Origin of the sequence: Streptomyces sp. NPDC014006 (assembly GCF_043088925.1) — a bacterium.
GTDB lineage: Bacteria > Actinomycetota > Actinomycetes > Streptomycetales > Streptomycetaceae > Streptomyces.
The window spans coordinates 855,203-871,226 of the sequence record NZ_JBICAJ010000002.1 but is presented as its reverse complement, the minus strand read 5'-3'; the positions used below and the strand labels follow the sequence as shown (position 1 = coordinate 871,226).

Below are 16,024 nucleotides of genomic sequence, written 5' to 3'. Positions count from 1 at the left end.
TGCGGCGGAGCGTGAGCAGGGCAGGGCAGGGCTGAGCTGGTCCCCGTACTGATGAGGTGAACCGAGGTCGGTGACTTACGCGGGTGAGAACAGGTGGTCGCTGATCAGCCGGGCCGCGCCGATGACTCCGGCGACGGGTCCCAGCTCCCCCAGGACGATGGGCAGGTTGCCGGTCGCCAGCGGCAGCGACTGGCGGTAGACCTGGGTGCGGATCGCGGCGAGCAGGGTGTGGCCGAGTCCGGTCACCCCGCCGCCGATCACCACCAGGCCCGGGTTGAAGAAGCTGACCAGGCCGGCGATGACCTGGCCGGTGCGGGTGCCGCCCTCCCGGATGAGGTCGAGGGAGGTGGCGTCACCGGCGGACGCGGCGGCGGCGACGTCCACGGCGGAGAGCGTGCCGCCCGTCTCCAGCCGTGACGCCAGTTCCGGCGACAGCCCCTGGCGGGCGGCCTCGGTGGCGTCGCGGGCCAGGGCGGCCCCACTGAAGTGGGCCTCCAGGCAGCCGCGGTTGCCGCAGGCACAGGGACGGCCGTCGGGCACGGCCTGGATGTGGCCGATGTCGCCCGCGCTGCCCGTCACCCCGCGGTGGACGCCGCCGCCCACCACGATTCCGCAGCCGATGCCGGTGCCGATCTTGACGCAGAGGAAGTCGCCCACGGAGCGTGCGACGCCCGCGTGCATCTCCCCCATCGCCATCAGGTTCACGTCGTTGTCGACCATGACGGGGCAGCCCAGTTCCTGGCTGAGCGCCTCCCGTACGGGGAAGCCGTCCCAGCCCGGCATGATCGGCGGGGCGACCGGGACGCCCTCCGGGAAGCGGACCGGGCCCGGAACGCCGATGCCGGCCCCGTCGTATCCCTCCGCGAGCCCGGAGTCGCGCAACTTCGCGGCCATGGACAGCACATGCTCGAAGACCGCGACGGGTCCCTCACGGACGTCCATGGGCTGGTTGAGGTGACCCAGGACCTCCAGCTCGGCGTTGGTGACGGCGACGTCGATCGAGGTCGCGCCGATGTCGACGCCGAGGAAGCGCAGCTGCGGGTTGAGCCGGACGTTGTGCGAGCGGCGCCCGCCGCGGGAGGCGGCGAGTCCGTCGGCCACGACCAGGCCCGTCTGCAGCAGCCGGTCGACCTCCACGGCGAGCTTGGACCGCGAGAGGTCGATCTGATCGCCCAGCTGGGCGCGGGAGTTGGGTCCCCCGTCGCGCAGCAGCTTCAGCAGCTGAGCCTGATGCGTGTTCGCGGGTCGTGCGGTCATGCGCCTCACGTGCCCCTCCCCGCCTCAAATCGGCCACCGTCGTTGGGCTTTCGAGGGGAACGTAGCAGCGACCGTTGAATGTGGGAAGAAGTCGCGCAGGGATTCCCGCAGACTTTCTCCACTCACAGGACAAAGACCGGAGCCCGAACTTCCCTGCCCCTAACGAGAGGCCCGAGACCTCTTACGACGGACGGGCACGTCGATCACCTGCGGGGACTGCTGCCGAACGCGCCGGCCGCGCTGCACGCCGGGGAGTCAGGACGCCGGGCGGTCGTGGTACGAGCGCCGGGTGTGCTCGGTGTGTTCGCGCATCAACCGGGTGGCGCGGCTCTCGTCGCCCTCGGCGATGGCGGCGATCAGCGCGCGGTGCTCGATCCAGGACTGCTGCCCGCGCTGCCGCGCGACCGGCGTGTAGTACCAGCGCACCCGGCGGTCCACCTGGGCCGCGAGGTCGGCGAGGACGGTGTTGCCGGCCAGTTCCATGACCGTGGCGTGGAAGCGGGCGTTGAGCGCGAGGGCGGTGTCGACGTCGTCCGCGGCGACGGCCTCCTCGCCCTGCGCGCACAGCTCTTCGAGGCGGGCGACGCCGTCCCTGCCGGCGGCCGCGGCGGCGAGCCGGGCGGCCTCGGCCTCCAGGAGCGTGCGGACGGTGAGCAGCTGGTCGGCCTCCTCCTCCGTCGGCTCGTGCACGAACGCGCCCTGGGCAGGCCGCAGATCGACCCAGCCCTCGGTGTTGAGCCGCTGCAGCGCCTCGCGCACCGGCTGCCGGGAGACCCCGAGATGCCCGGCGAGTTCACTCTCCACGAGGTGCTGACCGGGCTGCAGGGTACGCGTGGTGATGAGTTCGAGCAGGGCCTCGTAGACACGCTCGCGCAGCGGGCCGGGCCGCTCCAGTCGGGGCACCGCGCCCTGCGGCAGTCCGGTCGACAACATCGCTCCCCCTCGGGACTCGGTGGGACGGCACGCGCAGCAGACCAGCAGTATCGATTGTCTTTCGTCTACAGTCTACGGCGCACACGAGCCGCCGCGGCGTGCCGCACGTCGCCTCAGGGGTACACCGGCGCGCTCAGGGGCAGCGCACGACCTGCCCCGCGTACGACAGGTTGCCGCCGAAGCCGAACAGCAGCACCGGGTCGCCGGTCGTGACCCGGCCCTGCTCGACCAGCTTCGACAGGGCCAGCGGAATGCTCGCCGCGGAGGTGTTGCCGGAGTCGGTCACGTCGCGGGCGACGACCGCGTGCGCGGCGCCGATGCGCTCGGCGAGCGGTTCGATGATGCGCAGGTTGGCCTGGTGGAGCACGACGGCCGCGAGGTCCTGCGGGGAGATGCCGGCGCGTTCACAGGCCTGCCGGGCCAGCGGCGGCAGCTGGGTCGTCGCCCAGCGGTAGACGGACTGCCCCTCCTGCGCGAACCGGGCCGGCTGGCCCTCGATGCGCACGGCGTGCCCCATCTCGGGCACCGACCCCCACAGCACGGGCCCGATGCCGGGCTCCTCCCCGTCGGCACACGCCTCGACCACCGCGGCCCCCGCCCCGTCACCGACCAGGACGCAGGTGCTGCGGTCGCTCCAGTCGGCCACGTCGGACATCTTGTCGGCGCCGATGACGAGGGCCCGCCGGGCAGCGCCGGCGCGCAGGGTGTGGTCGGCGGTGGCCAGCGCGTGGGTGAACCCGGCGCACACCACGTTGACGTCTATCGCGGCCGGGCGCGGGATGCCGAGCCGGGCGGCGACGCGGGCCGCGGTGTTCGGGGAGCGGTCGATGGCGGTGGAGGTGGCGACCAGGACGAGGTCGATGTCGGCGGGCGCGAGGCCGGCCGTCGCGAGCGCCTTGGCGGCGGCGTGCGCGGCGAGTTCGTCGACGGGCTCGTCGGGCCCGGCGATGTGCCGCGTGCGGATGCCGACCCGGCTCCTGATCCACTCGTCGCTGGTGTCGACCAGTCCGGCGAGGTCCTCGTTGGTGAGCACCTTGGCTGGCTGGTAGTGGCCGACGGCGGCGATCCGTGAGCCGTTCATCTGGAGGGTCCCCCTCGTTGCCTGGACAGCGGACCCCTCAGTCTGATCAGTGACTCACGGGTACGAGGGCAGGCGAAGCGACAGGAATCGGGTGCGGGTGTTGTCGGCTTCCATCAGAGGCGCGGACCCGGCCGGACAGCCGCTGCGCGACCCCCTTGCCCAGCGTCACCTCCAGGAGCTGCTCGCCTCCTCGGCGGACCTGTCGACCACGCCCGGGGCGGCGGAGTGGATCGCGCAGTACGGTGCCGAGCCCGACCGTTTCGGCCCGGACGCGGCCCGTCTGAACGAGGAGCCGAAGGCCGACTACGAGCTGTACGTCCGCGACTACGACAAGTGCATCCTGCGCCACAAGTGCGTCGACGCCTGCGGCGAGCAGTGGCAGACCGAGACGACGACGGTGTGCGCATACTGCGCAGTGGGCTGCAACCTCACGCTGCACGTACAGGACAATGCGATCGTCAAGGTCACCTCGCCGCACGACACCCCGGTGACCCACGGCAACCTCTGCATCAAGGGGCGGTTCGGCTACCAGCACGTACAGAACCGGGACTGACCGGGACGGATGGGGACATGGGACGAGTGACGGAACGACGCAAGGTGATCCGCGTACGGGACGGAGCGGTCTCCGCACGCCCGGACACGCTCGTCGCGGAGGAACCCCTGGAGATCCGCCTCGACGGCAAGCCCCTCGCCATCACCATGCGCACCCCCGGCGACGACTTCGCGCTGGCCGCCGGCTTCCTGGTCAGCGAGGGCGTGCTGGCGGAGGCGCCCGACCTGCTCAACATCGTGTACTGCGCGGGCGCCACGGCGGACGGCTCGAACACGTACAACGTCGTCGACGTCCGGACGGCCCCGCACGTGGTCGCCCCCGACATCACACTGGAGCGCAACGTCTATACGACGTCCTCCTGCGGCCTGTGCGGCAAGGCGAGCCTGGACGCCGTGCGCACCACGGCCCGCTGGCCCATCGCCGACACGCCCCCGCTGCGCGTGACGCCGGAGCTGCTGGCGAGCCTGCCCGACCGGCTGCGCGCGGCCCAGCAGGTGTTCGACCGGACCGGCGGGCTGCACGCGGCGGCCCTGTTCACAGAGGACGGCGAGCTGCTGGACGTCCGTGAGGACGTGGGCCGGCACAACGCGGTGGACAAACTGGTCGGGCGTGCCCTGCGGAACGGGGACCTGCCCCTGTCCCGCACGATCCTGCTGGTGTCCGGGCGCGCCTCCTTCGAGCTGGCGCAGAAGGCCGTGATGGCCGGCATCCCCCTGCTGGCGGCGGTGTCGGCGCCGTCGTCGCTGGCCGTGGACCTGGCGGCCGAGACCGGCCTGACCCTGGTGGGCTTCCTGCGGGGCGCCTCCATGAACGTGTACGCGGGCGAGGACCGCATAGCCCTGAAGGCCACGGCCGACCAGGACTGACTCCCTCCCCCGCGGCACGACGACGGGGTCCCGCAGGCGGGGAGCGCCCCCTGCGCCGCGGGACCCCGTCTCAGTTTGTTTCCCGCGTCCCGCTGACGCGGACCAGCATCTCCAGGAACCGCTCCCGCTCCTCCTCCGACAGCGGCTCCAGGAGTTCCGCGTTGGCCGCGCAGGCCACCTCCTCGCACCGCTGGAGCATCCGCTCGCCCTGTTCCGTGAGCCGCACGGCGTTCTTGCGGCGGTCCTTCGGGTCGGGTTCACGCAGGACCAGGGACGCGGACTGGAGGTCGTTGAGGACACCGACCAGGTCCTTGGGGTCCAGGCCCACGCCGCGGCCGAGGTCGGCCTGCGCGACCGGGGCGAGGTCGCGGACGGCGGAGAGCACCACGTGGTGCCACATCTTCATGCCCTGTGCGGCGAGCGCCTCGGCGACCAGAGCGCGCCCCCGCGCGGCGGCGCGCCCGAGCAGCCAGCTGGGCAGGGAGCGGATCGCGGGCAACGGTGCTTCGGCCATGCGAGCAGCCTATCCGGAAGTCATTGGACTTCCCCACGACATCACCTATACCGTTGGGACTCCCAACGAATTCATGGGTACACCCAACGATTTTCCGGAGGTCGCCATGCGCCGCATCCGATACGACCGCCCCGGCGGCCCCCTGTTCATGGAGGAGGCCCCCGTCCCCGCACCCGCCCCCGGCGAGCTGCTCGTGCGCTGCGAGGCGGTCGGCGTCACGCTCCCCGTCGTCCGCAAGGTCACCGAGGCCGCGGAGCCCATCGCACTCGGCGGCGAGATCGCCGGCGAGGTCGTGGCCGTCGGCGAGGGCGTGACCCGCTGGGCGCCGGGCGACCGGGTGACCGGGCTGTGCTTCGGCCACGGCTACGCCGACTTCGCGCTGCTGCAGGACGCCATGGCCTCACCGATCCCGGACACGGCCTCGGCCGTCGACGCCGTTACCCTGGTGCGCAGCGGCCTCGTCGCCTACGGCGCCCTGGACGCGGCACGTCCCGAGCCTGGCGAGACGGCACTGATCACGGCCGCCGCGAGCGGTGTCGGCCATCTCACCGTTCAGCTGGCCCGGATACGCGGCGCGGCCCGGGTGACCGGCGCCGTCTCCGATCCGGCCAAGGCCGGCTTCGTGCGCGCGCTCGGCGCCGACGAGGTCGTCGGGTACGGCGACGACAGCTGGGGTGAGCCGGCCGACTACGCTCTGGACGCCGTCGGCGGCGAGCTGCTCACCCCGGCCCTCGCCGCACTGGCCCCCGGCGGCCGGCTCGTGGCGTACAGCTCGGGCGGCGGGACCATTCAGGCGTACGACCTGCTGGTGGCCGCCAAGTCCGTGATCGGGTTCCAGATGGCCCGCATCGCCCGCGGCCGGCCGGCGCTGTACGAGCAGTGGCGCGCAGAGCTGTGGCGGCTGTTCACCGAGGGCTCCCTGAGGCCTGCCGTGCACGGCGAGTTCGCGCTCGCCGACGCGGGAAAGGCACACGAGACGATAGAGAACCGGGCGAATCTGGGCAAAGTTGTTCTGATCCCATGATCCGCTCGGCCCGTCCGGGAGACGATGGACGGGGCGGGGTCGGCGCGTGACAGCCGCAGGTGTGGGTGGGCGGCCGGCCGGCGCGGAACCGTGTCGTGGGCCTGATCACCGTGCGGGACCGGGGCGCGGCACCGCGGACGGCGTCCGTGCGCACCAGGAGCGCGTACAACGACGGCCGGTGGCACGGCGCCGGGGCGCAGGCCGCCCGTCGCTGTCCGTCGACGGCGTGGAGTCCTCCGTCGCGGCTCCCCCGGGCTCGGTCAGCCGGACCTCGCCCTTCGGGGTGCACCTCGGGCAGCGCATGGACGGCAGGGCCTTCTTCACCGGAGCGCTCGACGAGCTGCGCGTCTGGGACCGGGCGCTGAGCGACGGGGAGCTGAGGCATCCGGCGGTGCCGGACTCAGCGCAGCACACGGTCCTGTCGCTGCCCCTGGACCGGGTGAGCGGCTGAGTCTTCGCCGTCCGCCTCGGGGTCGTGGGAGCGGCGCTTGGCGATCACCGCGCACACCATCAGCTGCATCTGGTGGAAGAGCATCAGCGGCAGCACGGCCAGCGAGGCCTGCGGGCCGAAGAGCACGCTCGCCATGGGCAGCCCGGACGCCAGCGACTTCTTCGACCCGGCGAACTGGATCGCGATCCGGTCCGCGCGGCCGAAGCCCATCGCCTTCGCGCCGTACCAGGTCATCAGCAACATCACCGCGAGCAGCACGGCCTCCACGACGAGCAGCCCGCCGAGCCGGACCGGGCTGACCTGGTGCCAGATGCCGCGGACCATGCCCTCGCTGAACGCGGTGTACACGACGAGCAGGATCGAACCGCGGTCGACCAGGCCGAGCACCTTCTTGTGCCGGGTGACGAAGCCGCCGATCCAGCGGCGCAGCACCTGCCCGGCGAGGAACGGCACCAGCAGCTGCAGCACGATCTGCACCACGGAGTCGGCGGAGAAGCCTCCCGCGCCGCTGCCCAGCAGACCCGCTGCCAGCAGCGGCGTGACGACGATGCCGACCAGGGAGGAGAAGGAGCCGGCGCAGATCGCGGCGGGCACGTTGCCGCGGGCGATGGAGGTGAAGGCGATGGAGGACTGGATGGTGGAGGGCACCAGGGTGAGGAACAGCAGGCCCTGGTAGAGCGGCTGGGTGAGGAAGACCGGGACCAGCCCGCGGGCGGCCAGGCCCAGCAGCGGGAAGATCACGAAGGTGCAGACCAGGACGGTGCCGTGCAGCCGCCAGTGCTTGAGGCCGTCCAGCGCCTCACGGGTGGACAGCCGGGCGCCGTACAGGAAGAACAGGAACGCGATCGCCGCCGTGGACGCACCGGAGGCGACGTCGGCGCCCGTGCCGCGCGCCGGGAACAGCGCGGCCAGCCCCACCGTGCCCAGCAACAGCACGATGTAGGGGTCGATCGGCATCCAGCTCGGCCACTGCAGGCGTTTCACGGTGCTCCACGTGCTCGGTCGTCGTACGTACGGATGGGGCGTGCGGCCTCGGGCTGCGGCCATGGACGTGGCCCCGGTTCGCCGCCGGGGGCAGGCGGCCCGCGGCCCGCGGCGAGGCCCGGAGGGCGCCCTTCCATCCTGCTCCCCCGAGCCGTGATCGGGAATCCGGCATACGGCTCTGACTGTCATCACGTTTCATGATGAGCGGCTAGGGTGGCAGGCGTGTACGACCCCTCCCAGCTGCGCACCTTCCTCGCGGTCGCGCAGACGCTGAGCTTCACGCAGGCAGCGCGGCGGCTCGGGCTGCGCCAGTCGACGGTCAGCCAGCACGTGCGGCGGCTGGAGGACGCCACCGGGCGCACGCTGTTCACCCGGGACACGCACGCGGTGGAGCTGACCGAGGACGGCGAGGCGATGCTCGGCTTCGCGCGCCGGATCCTGGAGGTGCACGAGCAGGCCACGGCGTTCTTCACCGGGACCCGGCTGCGCGGCCGGCTGCGCTTCGGCGCGTCGGAGGACTTCGTGCTGACTCGGCTGCCGGAGATCCTGGAGGGCTTCCGGCACGACCATCCCGAGGTCGATCTCGAGCTGACGGTGGAGCTGTCCGGCACGCTGCACGAGCAACTGGCGGCCGGGAAGCTGGACCTGGTGCTGGCCAAGCGGCGCCCGCAGGATCCGCGCGGGGAGCTGGTGTGGCGGGACGACCTGGTGTGGATCGGCGCGGAACGGCTGCGTGTGGACCCCGACCGGCCCGTCCCGCTGATCGTCTACCCGCCGCCGGGCATCACCCGGGCGCTCGCCATGGAGGCGCTGCAGCGGGCGGGGCGCCCGTGGCGGATCGCCTGCACCAGCGGCAGCCTGAACGGCCTGATCGCGGCGGCCCGCGCGGGCCTCGGCGTGATGGCGCACTCCCGCGGCCTGGTCCCGCCCGGCCTGGTGCGCGTCCCCGACCGGGCCGGTCTTCCGGAGCTGTCGGGCGTCGACTTCGTCCTGGTGCACGGCCACCGCCGCACCTCCGCCCAGGACGCCGCCGACGCCCTCGCCGCGGCGATCCTGGCGGGCGGTGACCGCCTTCAGCGGCGCCGGCGGACCGGCGTCGGCTAGGACACCCGGGGACGCGCCGTCGGGTTCAGCGGGCCGGCATGGGATACGTCAGCTGCTTGACCCGGCGCAGCAAGGGGCTGGCCTCGACGTGCTGGACGCCCGTCAGCCGGCCGAGGGGGCCGCTGAGGTAGGCGTAGAGCTCGGCGGTGTCGCGGAAGACGGCGGTGGCCGTGAGGTTGGACGGGCCTGCGGTCGCGGCGGCGTGGGCGATCTGGTCGTGCGTGGCGAGCGCCTCGCCGACGGCGTGCAGAGTGGCCGGTGTGGTGGTGATCCACAGGGCGGCGGCGGTCGGGAAGCCGAAGATCTCCGAGTGGTACTCGACGTCGATGTAGACCGCCCCCGACCCCAGCAGCGCGGCGAGCCGGCGTTTGACCGCCGACTCCGAGCGGCCGGTCGCGCGCTGCAGTTCCGGGTAGCCGGCCCGGCCGTCGCGCTCGAGAACGGCCAGCAGCGGCTCGTCCGACGGTTCGATGCGGGCGGGTCCCGCGTGCGGGACCGGCTCCGGCCGCAGGGCCGCGATCTCGTCGTCCCGCAGCACGCCGAACTTGCCGAGCCAGCCCGTGGGCCCGCCGTAGAAGCGGTGCAGCATCTGGTGGGCGCGGATCTCCAGCACGCGCGGGGTGCGCGGCAGCTTGCCGAGCAGCAGGTCGTCACGGTCGCCGGCGCTGCGCGGCCGGGTGCCGAAGACGATCTCCGTGCCGCCGGAGGCGAGGCCGATCCAGTTGGTGTCGGGCCGTTTGGCGAGCGCGTCGGCGATGGTCAGGGCGGCGTCGGGGACGCAGCGCAGCCGCAGCGTCCACTGGTCCTGGCCGAGCCGCTCGGCGTCCCGGACGGCGACGACGCGCAGACCGCCCTCGGAGCACAGCCGGCGGTAGCGGCGGGCGACGGTCTGGTCGGACGCCCCGAGCACGGCGGCGAGCCGGCTGAAGGAGGCGCGCCCGTTCAGTTCCAGGGCGCACAGCAGGCGCAGGTCCAGCTCATCGAAGGTGTCGGATTCCCACTCCAGCACGCCGTCTCCTGTCGGATTCCGTCACTCGGGAGGTCACCTCGCATGTGATCGTCCACGGACGGCCCATCGTACGGAACCGGGCGCAGACGCGTCCCGGTATCGGTGAGGAGTTGAGGACATGCGCACATGGGGGCCGCTGACGGCGGTGTGCCTGGGCACGTTCATGTTGTTGCTGGACGTGACGATCGCGGTCGTGGCGCTGCCGGACATGGGGCGGGCGCTGCACGCGTCGCTGAGCGATCTGCAATGGGTGATGGACGGCTACGCGCTCGCGCTGGCCGCGCTGCTGCTGGGCATCGGAGCGGCGGCCGACGTCCTCGGGCGCCGTCGGGTGCATGTGGCCGGTGTCGTGCTGTTCGCGGTGGCGTCGCTGCTGTGCGGGCTGGCCGGCGGGCCGGGGCTGCTGGTCGCGGCCCGCTGCCTGCAGGGCGTGGGGGCGGCGGCGATGTTCGCCACCACTCTGCCCCTGCTGGGCGCGGTCTACCAGGGCCGGCAGCGGTCGGTCGCCCTCGGCGTGTGGGGCGCGGTGAGCGGCGCGGCGGCCGCGGTGGGCCCCGTGGTCGGCGGGCTGCTGACCGACGGGCCGGGCTGGCGGTGGATCTTCTTCGTGAACCTGCCGGTGAGCGTGGCCTCGGTGTGGCTGACCCTGCGGGTGGTGCCGGAGTCGCACGGCGAGCGCCGGCGGCGTATCGACCTGGCCGGCACGGCGACCTTCGCCGCGTTCGCCGGGGCGCTGACCTACGGGGCGGTGCGGGCCGGGTCGCACGGCTGGACGGAGTCCGGGACGCTGCTCTCCTTCGCCCTCGCGGTGCTGGCGCTGGTGTGCTTCGTCGTGGTGGAGCTGCGGGTGGCCGACCCGCTGCTGGACCCCCGGCTGTTCCTGCGGCCCGCGTTCACGAGCGTGATGGTGGGCGCGTTCGCCTTCAACCCGGCGGCGTTCGCGGTGATGGCGTACTCCTCGATCTGGCTGCAGACCCTGCTCGGGATGAGCCCGGTGCGCGGCGGCCTGGTGTTCCTGTGGCTGTCGCTGGCCTCGTTCGTGGTGGCGGCGCTGGGCGGCCGGCTGCTGCACGGCGTGCCGGCGCGGCTCACCGTCGGCGGCGGGCTGCTGCTGATCGGCGTCGGCCAGTTCTGCTCGGCGGTGCTGGACGCGGGGTCGACGGCGACGACGCTGGTGCCGGGTCTGGTGCTGGTCGGCATCGGTACGGGTCTGGTCTCGCCGGGCATCGCGGGCGCAGCGCTGGCCGTGGTGGAGCCGCAGCGCGCCGGTATGGCGGGCGGCGCGGTCAACACCTTCCGCCAGCTCGGTTACGCGCTCGGCATCGCCGTCTTCGGCACGGTGCTGACCTCGCGGCTGCGGGACACCCTGCCGCCGGACGCCGCGCACACCCTGGCCGGTGGCGGCGCCGGCGCGCTGCGCGGGGCGTTTTCCGAGCACACGCTGCGGTCCGCGTTCGCCTCGGGTCTGAACACCGCGTCGGTCGCGGCGGGTGCGGTGGCGATGATCGGCGGCGCGCTGGTGCTGACACTGGCCCGTTCACCGCGCGCCGAGCGGCCCACGGTGACGGAATCCGGGGCGCGGACGCTGACCGAAGTGAAGCGCTGACGGGAGCCCGCGCCGCGCGGCGGCCCGGTCGTACAGATTCGGTGGAGATTGGGGCGCCGAAACTTACGGAACCGTCGGTTTTCTGTCCGACCCTTCCGCATGTGCGCCCATTTTCCGCCCATGACCAGCGCGGACCCCGGCGCCGCCCGAAGCGCTCGCCCCTCCCGTCCCGCCGCCGCGTGGGGTAGCTTTCACGGCGCTGCGCGGGCGCCAAGGACGAGCCGGGCGCCGGGACCGGGGAGCGGGGAGTGGGTTTGCGCGAGTACTCCAACCCTCCGTTGGCGCTGTCGCCGCCGGTGGGCGGTCTGGCCGACGTCGTCTTCCGGCATGCCGAGACCGATCCGCTGCACGTCGCGCTGGGCCGCAAGGACGAGGCCGGGCAGTGGCGGGACGTGACCGCGGCCGAGTTCCGCGACGAGGTGCTGGCGCTGGCCAAGGGGTTGCTGGCGAGCGGCATCCGGTTCGGCGACCGGGTCGCGATCATGTCCCGTACCCGCTACGAGTGGACGCTGTTCGACTTCGCGCTGTGGACGATCGGCGCCCAGGTGGTGCCGGTGTACCCGACCTCCTCGGCCGAGCAGTGCTTCTGGATGCTGTACGACGCCGAGTGCACGGCGGCGATCGTGGAGCACGAGGACCACGCGATGACGATCGCCACCGTCATCGACCGGCTGCCGAACCTGCGCCGGCTGTACCAGCTGGACGAGGGAGCCGTGCAGGAGCTCTACGACGCGGGCGCCCACCTGGACGACGAAGTGGTGCACCGGCACCGCGAGGCGGTCACCCCGGAGTCGGTGGCCACGATCATCTACACCTCCGGCACCACCGGCCGCCCCAAGGGCTGTGTGATCTCGCACGGCAACTTCATGTACGAGGCGGACACGGTCATCGGGCGCTGGGAGCCGGTGTTCCACTCCAAGAAGGGCGACGAGGCGGCGACGCTGCTGTTCCTGCCGCTGGCGCACGTCTTCGGGCGGATGGTGCAGGTCGCGGCGATCCGCGGCAAGGTCCGCTTCGGTCACCAGCCGCAGCTGAACGCGGCCGCGCTGCTGCCTGACCTGCAGGCGTTCCGGCCGACGTTCATCCTGGCCGTGCCGTACATCTTCGAGAAGGTGTTCAACGCGGCGCGGCGCAAGGCGGAGAAGGACGGCAGGGCGGCGCCGTTCGAGAAGGCCGTCGAGGTGGCGGTGAAGTACGCCGAGGCGGTGGAGGCGAAGGCGTGGGGCATCGGGCCCGGGCCTTCGGCGGGGCTGCGCATGCAGCACCAGTTCTTCGACAAGCTGGTGTACGCGAAGGTGCGCGCGGCGATGGGCGGCCGGATCCGCAACGCCATGTCCGGCGGCTCGGCCATGGACCGCCGGATGGGCCTGTTCTTCGCGGGCGCCGGTGTGCAGATCTACGAGGGATACGGCCTGACCGAGTCGACGGCCGCGGCCACCGCGAACCCGCCCGAGCGCACCCGGTACGGCACGGTGGGGCAGCCCATCCCGGGCGTGACCGTGCACATAGCCGACGACGGCGAGATCTGGCTGCGCGGCGGCAACGTCTTCCAGGGCTACCTCAACAACCCCAAGGCGACCGACCAGACCCTGCACGACGGCTGGCTGGCCACCGGCGACCTCGGCTCGCTGGACGAGGACGGCTACCTCACCATCACCGGCCGCAAGAAGGAGATCCTGGTCACCTCGGGCGGCAAGAGCGTCTCGCCGGGGGTGCTGGAGGAGCGGGTGCGCGAGCATCCGCTGGTGAACCAGTGCATCGTCGTCGGCAACGACCGCCCGTTCATCGCCGCCCTGGTCACCCTCGACCAGGAGGCCGTCGAGCACTGGCTGCAGATGCGCAACAAGCCCCGCCTCACCGCGTCGGAGCTGGTGCGCGACGCCGATCTGGAGACCGAGGTGCGCCGCGCGGTCGTGGCGGCCAACACGCTGGTCTCGCAGGCGGAGTCGATCCGCACCTTCCGCATCCTCGCCCAGCCCTTCACCGAGGAGCACGGCCTGCTCACGCCGTCGCTGAAACTGAAGCGCAAGGCGATCGAGAACACCTACGCCCGTGAGGTGGAGGCGCTCTACCAGGTGTGAGCCGTCGCACGGCAGGCGACGGATTTCGCCGTCAGGAATGCATCGCGGCCGGTGATCGTTGACGATATGCGGAACACCTGACGGACAACCGAAGGATCAAGAGCTCGTGAGCAGCAAGGTCCCCCCGATCACCCTCAACAACGGCGTCGAGATGCCCCAGCTGGGCTTCGGCGTCTGGCAGGTGCCGGACGACGAGGCGGAGCGGGCGGTCGCCACCGCCCTGGAGGCCGGGTACCGCAGCATCGACACGGCGGCGATCTACGGCAACGAGGAGGGCACCGGCAAGGCCATCGCCGCCTCCGGTCTGCCCCGCGAGGACATCTTCGTCACCACCAAGCTCTGGAACAGCGAGCAGGGCCACGACTCGACGCTGCGCGCGTTCGACACCTCGCTCGCCAAGCTCGGCCTGGACTACGTGGACCTGTACCTGATCCACTGGCCGCTGCCGTCCAAGGACGCCTACGTCGACACCTACAAGGCGTTCGAGAAGCTGCACGCCGACGGCCGCGTCCGCGCGATCGGTGTCTCCAACTTCCTGGAGCCCCACCTGGACCGGCTCATCGCGGAGACCTCGGTCATCCCGGCGGTCAACCAGATCGAGCTGCACCCGCACCTCCAGCAGCGCGCCGCCCGCGAGTACCACGCCGAGCAGGGCATCGCCACGGAGGCCTGGTCGCCGCTCGGCTCGGGCAAGGGCATCCTGGAGATCCCGGCGATCGTCGCGATCGCCCAGAAGCACGGCCGCACCCCCGCCCAGGTGGTGCTGCGCTGGCACCTCCAGCTCGGCAACGTCGTGATCCCGAAGTCCGTGACGCCGTCGCGGATCAAGGAGAACATCGAGGTGTTCGACTTCAGCCTGGACGACGAGGACCTCGCCGCGATCAGCGCGCTCAACGAAGACCGGCGGCTGGGCCCGGACCCGGCGACGTTCGACGTGGTCTGAGCGACACTCCGTCCCGACGTCACCTCGTCTCGCGTCACCCCGTCCGAGGATCATTCCTCCCGATCGTCACCCGATCACCACGCCGCTCCGGGACCCGCCGTCCCGGGGCGGCGTGGCGTATCCCCGGGGACCGGGCATCGGGGTGCTAGCGTCCGGGACTCGTGCACTCGTTCCCCGCAACGCGTACCCGCCCCCGCCGTCTCGCCCTCGGTGCGGCCGCGGCAGCCGTCCTCGCCGCCGGTGTCCTCCCGGCGCTCGCCGGCCGCGGTTCCGGCGCGGCCTTCGCCCACGAGGGCTACGTCCCCGCCGCCGATCTGCTCGCCAAGGTGCGCTCCTGCGCGCAGGTGTCGCACGGCTTGTACCGCACCGACCAGGACAAGGCCCCCAGCGTCCCGGTGTGCGCGGCGAAGGGCGCGGTGTTCTTCACCGCCGACATGGACATCGACTGCGACGGCCGCCCCAGCGCCCGGTGCAGCGGGGCCACCGACCACTCGTTCCAGGACGACACCGCCTTCCACCAGTCCAACGGCAAGCCACTGCGCGCCGACCGGCTGCCGTTCGTCGTCGTCCCCGGCGCGAGCGACATCTGGGACTACCGCGCGTCGGGCGTGCGGGGCGGTGGCGTGGCGGCGGTCGTCCACGACGACCAGGTCGAGTACGCGGTCGTCGGCGACGTGGGCCCCAAGCAGATCATCGGGGAGGCGTCGTACGCCACCGCCAAGGCCCTGGGCCTCGACCCCGACCCGGAACACGGCTGCACCGACGCCCCGGTGACATACATCCTGTTCACGGACTCCCAGGTCACGCCCCTCGAGAGCCACCGCGCGGCGGTGACTCTCGGCGAGCGGCTGGCCCGGGAGTTCCTGCAGAGCAACTGACGCGGGGGCGTCGTCACACGGGCTGCCCGATGGGCCGTACGACGACGGTGTTGACGTCGACCCCGGCCGGCCGGCGGATCGCCCAGACGACCGAGTCGGCGATCTGCTCGGCGGTCAGCAGACGGCCGGGCGGCAGGCTGCCGTAGGAGTCCCAGAACGGCGTCTCCACCCGGCCCGGCGCCACCAGCGTCACACCGACGCCGTACTCGGTGACCTGGCGCCGGGTGTTCTCGGCGAGCCCGGTCACCGCCCACTTCGTCGCCCCGTACAGGTTGCCCGGGCCGTTGACGAACCCGGCGACGCTGCCGACCAGCACGATCCTGCCCCGGGTCTCCTTCAGCGCGTCGACGGACGCCCGGATCAGCAGCGCCGGCCCGAGCACGTTGGTCAGCACCATCTCCGGCCAGCCCGCCGGATCGCCCTCGGCGACCGTGTCGTGGGTGGCGAAACCGGCGTTGGCGACGACGGTGTCGAGGCGGCCGTACGCCTTCAGCGTGCGCGCGACGGCGTCCTGGACGTCGGCGTACTCGGCGGCGCTGCCGGTGACCGTGAGCAGCCCCTCCGGCTCGCCGAGCCCGGCGGCGAAGTCCCGCAACCGCTGCTCACCGCGTCCGGTGACGGTCACCCGCCACCCGTCGTCCAGCAGCCGCCGCGCGACGGCCGCGCCGATGCCGCTGCCGCCGCCGGTGATGAGTGCGACCGGAGAGTCGGTCATGACAAGCCCCCTGAGAAGTCGTTCG

At 72.5% G+C, this 16,024-nt stretch carries 15 protein-coding genes and 1 pseudogene; 9 read left to right on the top strand and 7 right to left on the bottom strand.

From position 1 onward, the window contains the following. Positions 1 to 75: 75 nt before the first annotated feature. The 3 genes from ACF1GV_RS10430 to ACF1GV_RS10420 all read right to left on the bottom strand — a co-directional run bounded on the left by ACF1GV_RS10430 (position 76) and on the right by ACF1GV_RS10420 (position 3,271). Positions 76 to 1,257: an ROK family protein gene (locus ACF1GV_RS10430; RefSeq protein WP_391679121.1), complete on the bottom strand. Its 1,182-nt coding sequence runs from the start codon at positions 1,255 to 1,257 to the stop codon at positions 76 to 78. Between the two features lie 255 nt (positions 1,258 to 1,512). After that, positions 1,513 to 2,190, bottom strand: coding sequence for a GntR family transcriptional regulator (locus ACF1GV_RS10425; RefSeq protein WP_391679122.1), 678 nt, complete (start codon positions 2,188 to 2,190; stop codon positions 1,513 to 1,515). A gap of 133 nt (positions 2,191 to 2,323) precedes the next feature. After that, positions 2,324 to 3,271 (bottom strand): beta-ketoacyl-ACP synthase III, encoded by a 948-nt coding sequence (locus ACF1GV_RS10420; RefSeq protein ID WP_391679125.1) that lies wholly within the window; start codon positions 3,269 to 3,271, stop codon positions 2,324 to 2,326. A gap of 97 nt (positions 3,272 to 3,368) precedes the next feature. Here ACF1GV_RS10420 and ACF1GV_RS10415 point away from each other — a divergent pair. Together ACF1GV_RS10415 and fdhD are read left to right on the top strand one after the other, a co-directional pair. Then, positions 3,369 to 3,824: pseudogene (locus tag ACF1GV_RS10415) on the top strand (Fe-S-binding domain-containing protein); the annotation flags it as partial. 17 nt (positions 3,825 to 3,841) lie between these two features. Then, complete coding sequence (gene fdhD / locus ACF1GV_RS10410) at positions 3,842 to 4,690, top strand: formate dehydrogenase accessory sulfurtransferase FdhD (protein ID WP_391679128.1); 849 nt, start codon at positions 3,842 to 3,844, stop codon at positions 4,688 to 4,690. A gap of 70 nt (positions 4,691 to 4,760) precedes the next feature. Here fdhD and ACF1GV_RS10405 read toward each other — a convergent pair whose 3' ends face one another. Continuing rightward, on the bottom strand, positions 4,761 to 5,204 hold the full coding sequence (locus ACF1GV_RS10405) for a MarR family winged helix-turn-helix transcriptional regulator (RefSeq protein ID WP_391679131.1): 444 nt from the start codon (positions 5,202 to 5,204) through the stop codon (positions 4,761 to 4,763). A gap of 106 nt (positions 5,205 to 5,310) precedes the next feature. On the opposite strand from ACF1GV_RS10405, the gene ACF1GV_RS10400 reads away from it, so the two are divergent. Beyond that, a complete protein-coding gene (locus tag ACF1GV_RS10400; RefSeq protein WP_391679133.1) occupies positions 5,311 to 6,228 on the top strand; it encodes a zinc-binding alcohol dehydrogenase family protein in 918 nt (305 codons plus the stop codon). Between the two features lie 178 nt (positions 6,229 to 6,406). Beyond that, positions 6,407 to 6,679, top strand: coding sequence for a LamG-like jellyroll fold domain-containing protein (locus tag ACF1GV_RS10395; protein WP_391679135.1), 273 nt, complete (start codon positions 6,407 to 6,409; stop codon positions 6,677 to 6,679). Here the strand turns inward: ACF1GV_RS10395 and ACF1GV_RS10390 are convergent. Next, positions 6,629 to 7,663: a bile acid:sodium symporter family protein gene (locus tag ACF1GV_RS10390; RefSeq protein ID WP_391679137.1), complete on the bottom strand. Its 1,035-nt coding sequence runs from the start codon at positions 7,661 to 7,663 to the stop codon at positions 6,629 to 6,631. The two genes, ACF1GV_RS10395 and ACF1GV_RS10390, sit on opposite strands and share 51 nt — an antisense overlap. Before the next feature lie 222 nt (positions 7,664 to 7,885). On the opposite strand from ACF1GV_RS10390, the gene ACF1GV_RS10385 reads away from it, so the two are divergent. Beyond that, positions 7,886 to 8,767, top strand: coding sequence for a LysR substrate-binding domain-containing protein (locus ACF1GV_RS10385; protein WP_391679139.1), 882 nt, complete (start codon positions 7,886 to 7,888; stop codon positions 8,765 to 8,767). A 25-nt stretch (positions 8,768 to 8,792) separates the two neighbouring features. On the opposite strand, the gene ACF1GV_RS10380 is transcribed toward ACF1GV_RS10385, so the two are convergent. After that, the gene (locus ACF1GV_RS10380; protein ID WP_391679623.1) at positions 8,793 to 9,773 is read right to left on the bottom strand and encodes an Lrp/AsnC family transcriptional regulator; all 981 of its coding nucleotides are present in this window, start codon (positions 9,771 to 9,773) and stop codon (positions 8,793 to 8,795) included. A gap of 121 nt (positions 9,774 to 9,894) precedes the next feature. Between ACF1GV_RS10380 and ACF1GV_RS10375 the strand changes: the two genes are divergently transcribed. The 4 genes from ACF1GV_RS10375 (at position 9,895) to ACF1GV_RS10360 (ending at position 15,284) form a co-directional block, all read left to right on the top strand. Beyond that, positions 9,895 to 11,382 (top strand): MFS transporter, encoded by a 1,488-nt coding sequence (locus ACF1GV_RS10375; protein WP_391679141.1) that lies wholly within the window; start codon positions 9,895 to 9,897, stop codon positions 11,380 to 11,382. A 254-nt stretch (positions 11,383 to 11,636) separates the two neighbouring features. Further along, complete coding sequence (locus ACF1GV_RS10370) at positions 11,637 to 13,463, top strand: AMP-dependent synthetase/ligase (RefSeq protein ID WP_391679626.1); 1,827 nt, start codon at positions 11,637 to 11,639, stop codon at positions 13,461 to 13,463. Positions 13,464 to 13,569: 106 nt separating this feature from the next. Then, positions 13,570 to 14,406 (top strand): aldo/keto reductase, encoded by an 837-nt coding sequence (locus ACF1GV_RS10365; protein WP_391679143.1) that lies wholly within the window; start codon positions 13,570 to 13,572, stop codon positions 14,404 to 14,406. Between the two features lie 161 nt (positions 14,407 to 14,567). Next, positions 14,568 to 15,284, top strand: a complete 717-nt coding sequence (locus tag ACF1GV_RS10360) for a glycoside hydrolase family 75 protein (protein WP_391679145.1) — start codon at positions 14,568 to 14,570, stop codon at positions 15,282 to 15,284. 13 nt (positions 15,285 to 15,297) lie between these two features. Here ACF1GV_RS10360 and ACF1GV_RS10355 read toward each other — a convergent pair whose 3' ends face one another. Then, on the bottom strand, positions 15,298 to 15,999 hold the full coding sequence (locus ACF1GV_RS10355; RefSeq protein ID WP_391679147.1) for an SDR family oxidoreductase: 702 nt from the start codon (positions 15,997 to 15,999) through the stop codon (positions 15,298 to 15,300). Positions 16,000 to 16,024 lie beyond the last annotated feature (25 nt).

What these genes read in the sequence shown, in the direction of transcription:
- ACF1GV_RS10355 (WP_391679147.1), bottom strand. Translation starts at nt 15,999, where the DNA reads ATGACCGACTCTCCGGTCGCACTCATCACCGGCGGCGGCAGCGGCATC.
- fdhD (WP_391679128.1), top strand. Translation starts at nt 3,842, where the DNA reads ATGGGACGAGTGACGGAACGACGCAAGGTGATCCGCGTACGGGACGGA.
- ACF1GV_RS10420 (WP_391679125.1), bottom strand. Translation starts at nt 3,271, where the DNA reads ATGAACGGCTCACGGATCGCCGCCGTCGGCCACTACCAGCCAGCCAAG.
- ACF1GV_RS10375 (WP_391679141.1), top strand. Translation starts at nt 9,895, where the DNA reads ATGCGCACATGGGGGCCGCTGACGGCGGTGTGCCTGGGCACGTTCATG.
- ACF1GV_RS10425 (WP_391679122.1), bottom strand. Translation starts at nt 2,190, where the DNA reads ATGTTGTCGACCGGACTGCCGCAGGGCGCGGTGCCCCGACTGGAGCGG.
- ACF1GV_RS10405 (WP_391679131.1), bottom strand. Translation starts at nt 5,204, where the DNA reads ATGGCCGAAGCACCGTTGCCCGCGATCCGCTCCCTGCCCAGCTGGCTG.
- ACF1GV_RS10430 (WP_391679121.1), bottom strand. Translation starts at nt 1,257, where the DNA reads ATGACCGCACGACCCGCGAACACGCATCAGGCTCAGCTGCTGAAGCTG.
- ACF1GV_RS10400 (WP_391679133.1), top strand. Translation starts at nt 5,311, where the DNA reads ATGCGCCGCATCCGATACGACCGCCCCGGCGGCCCCCTGTTCATGGAG.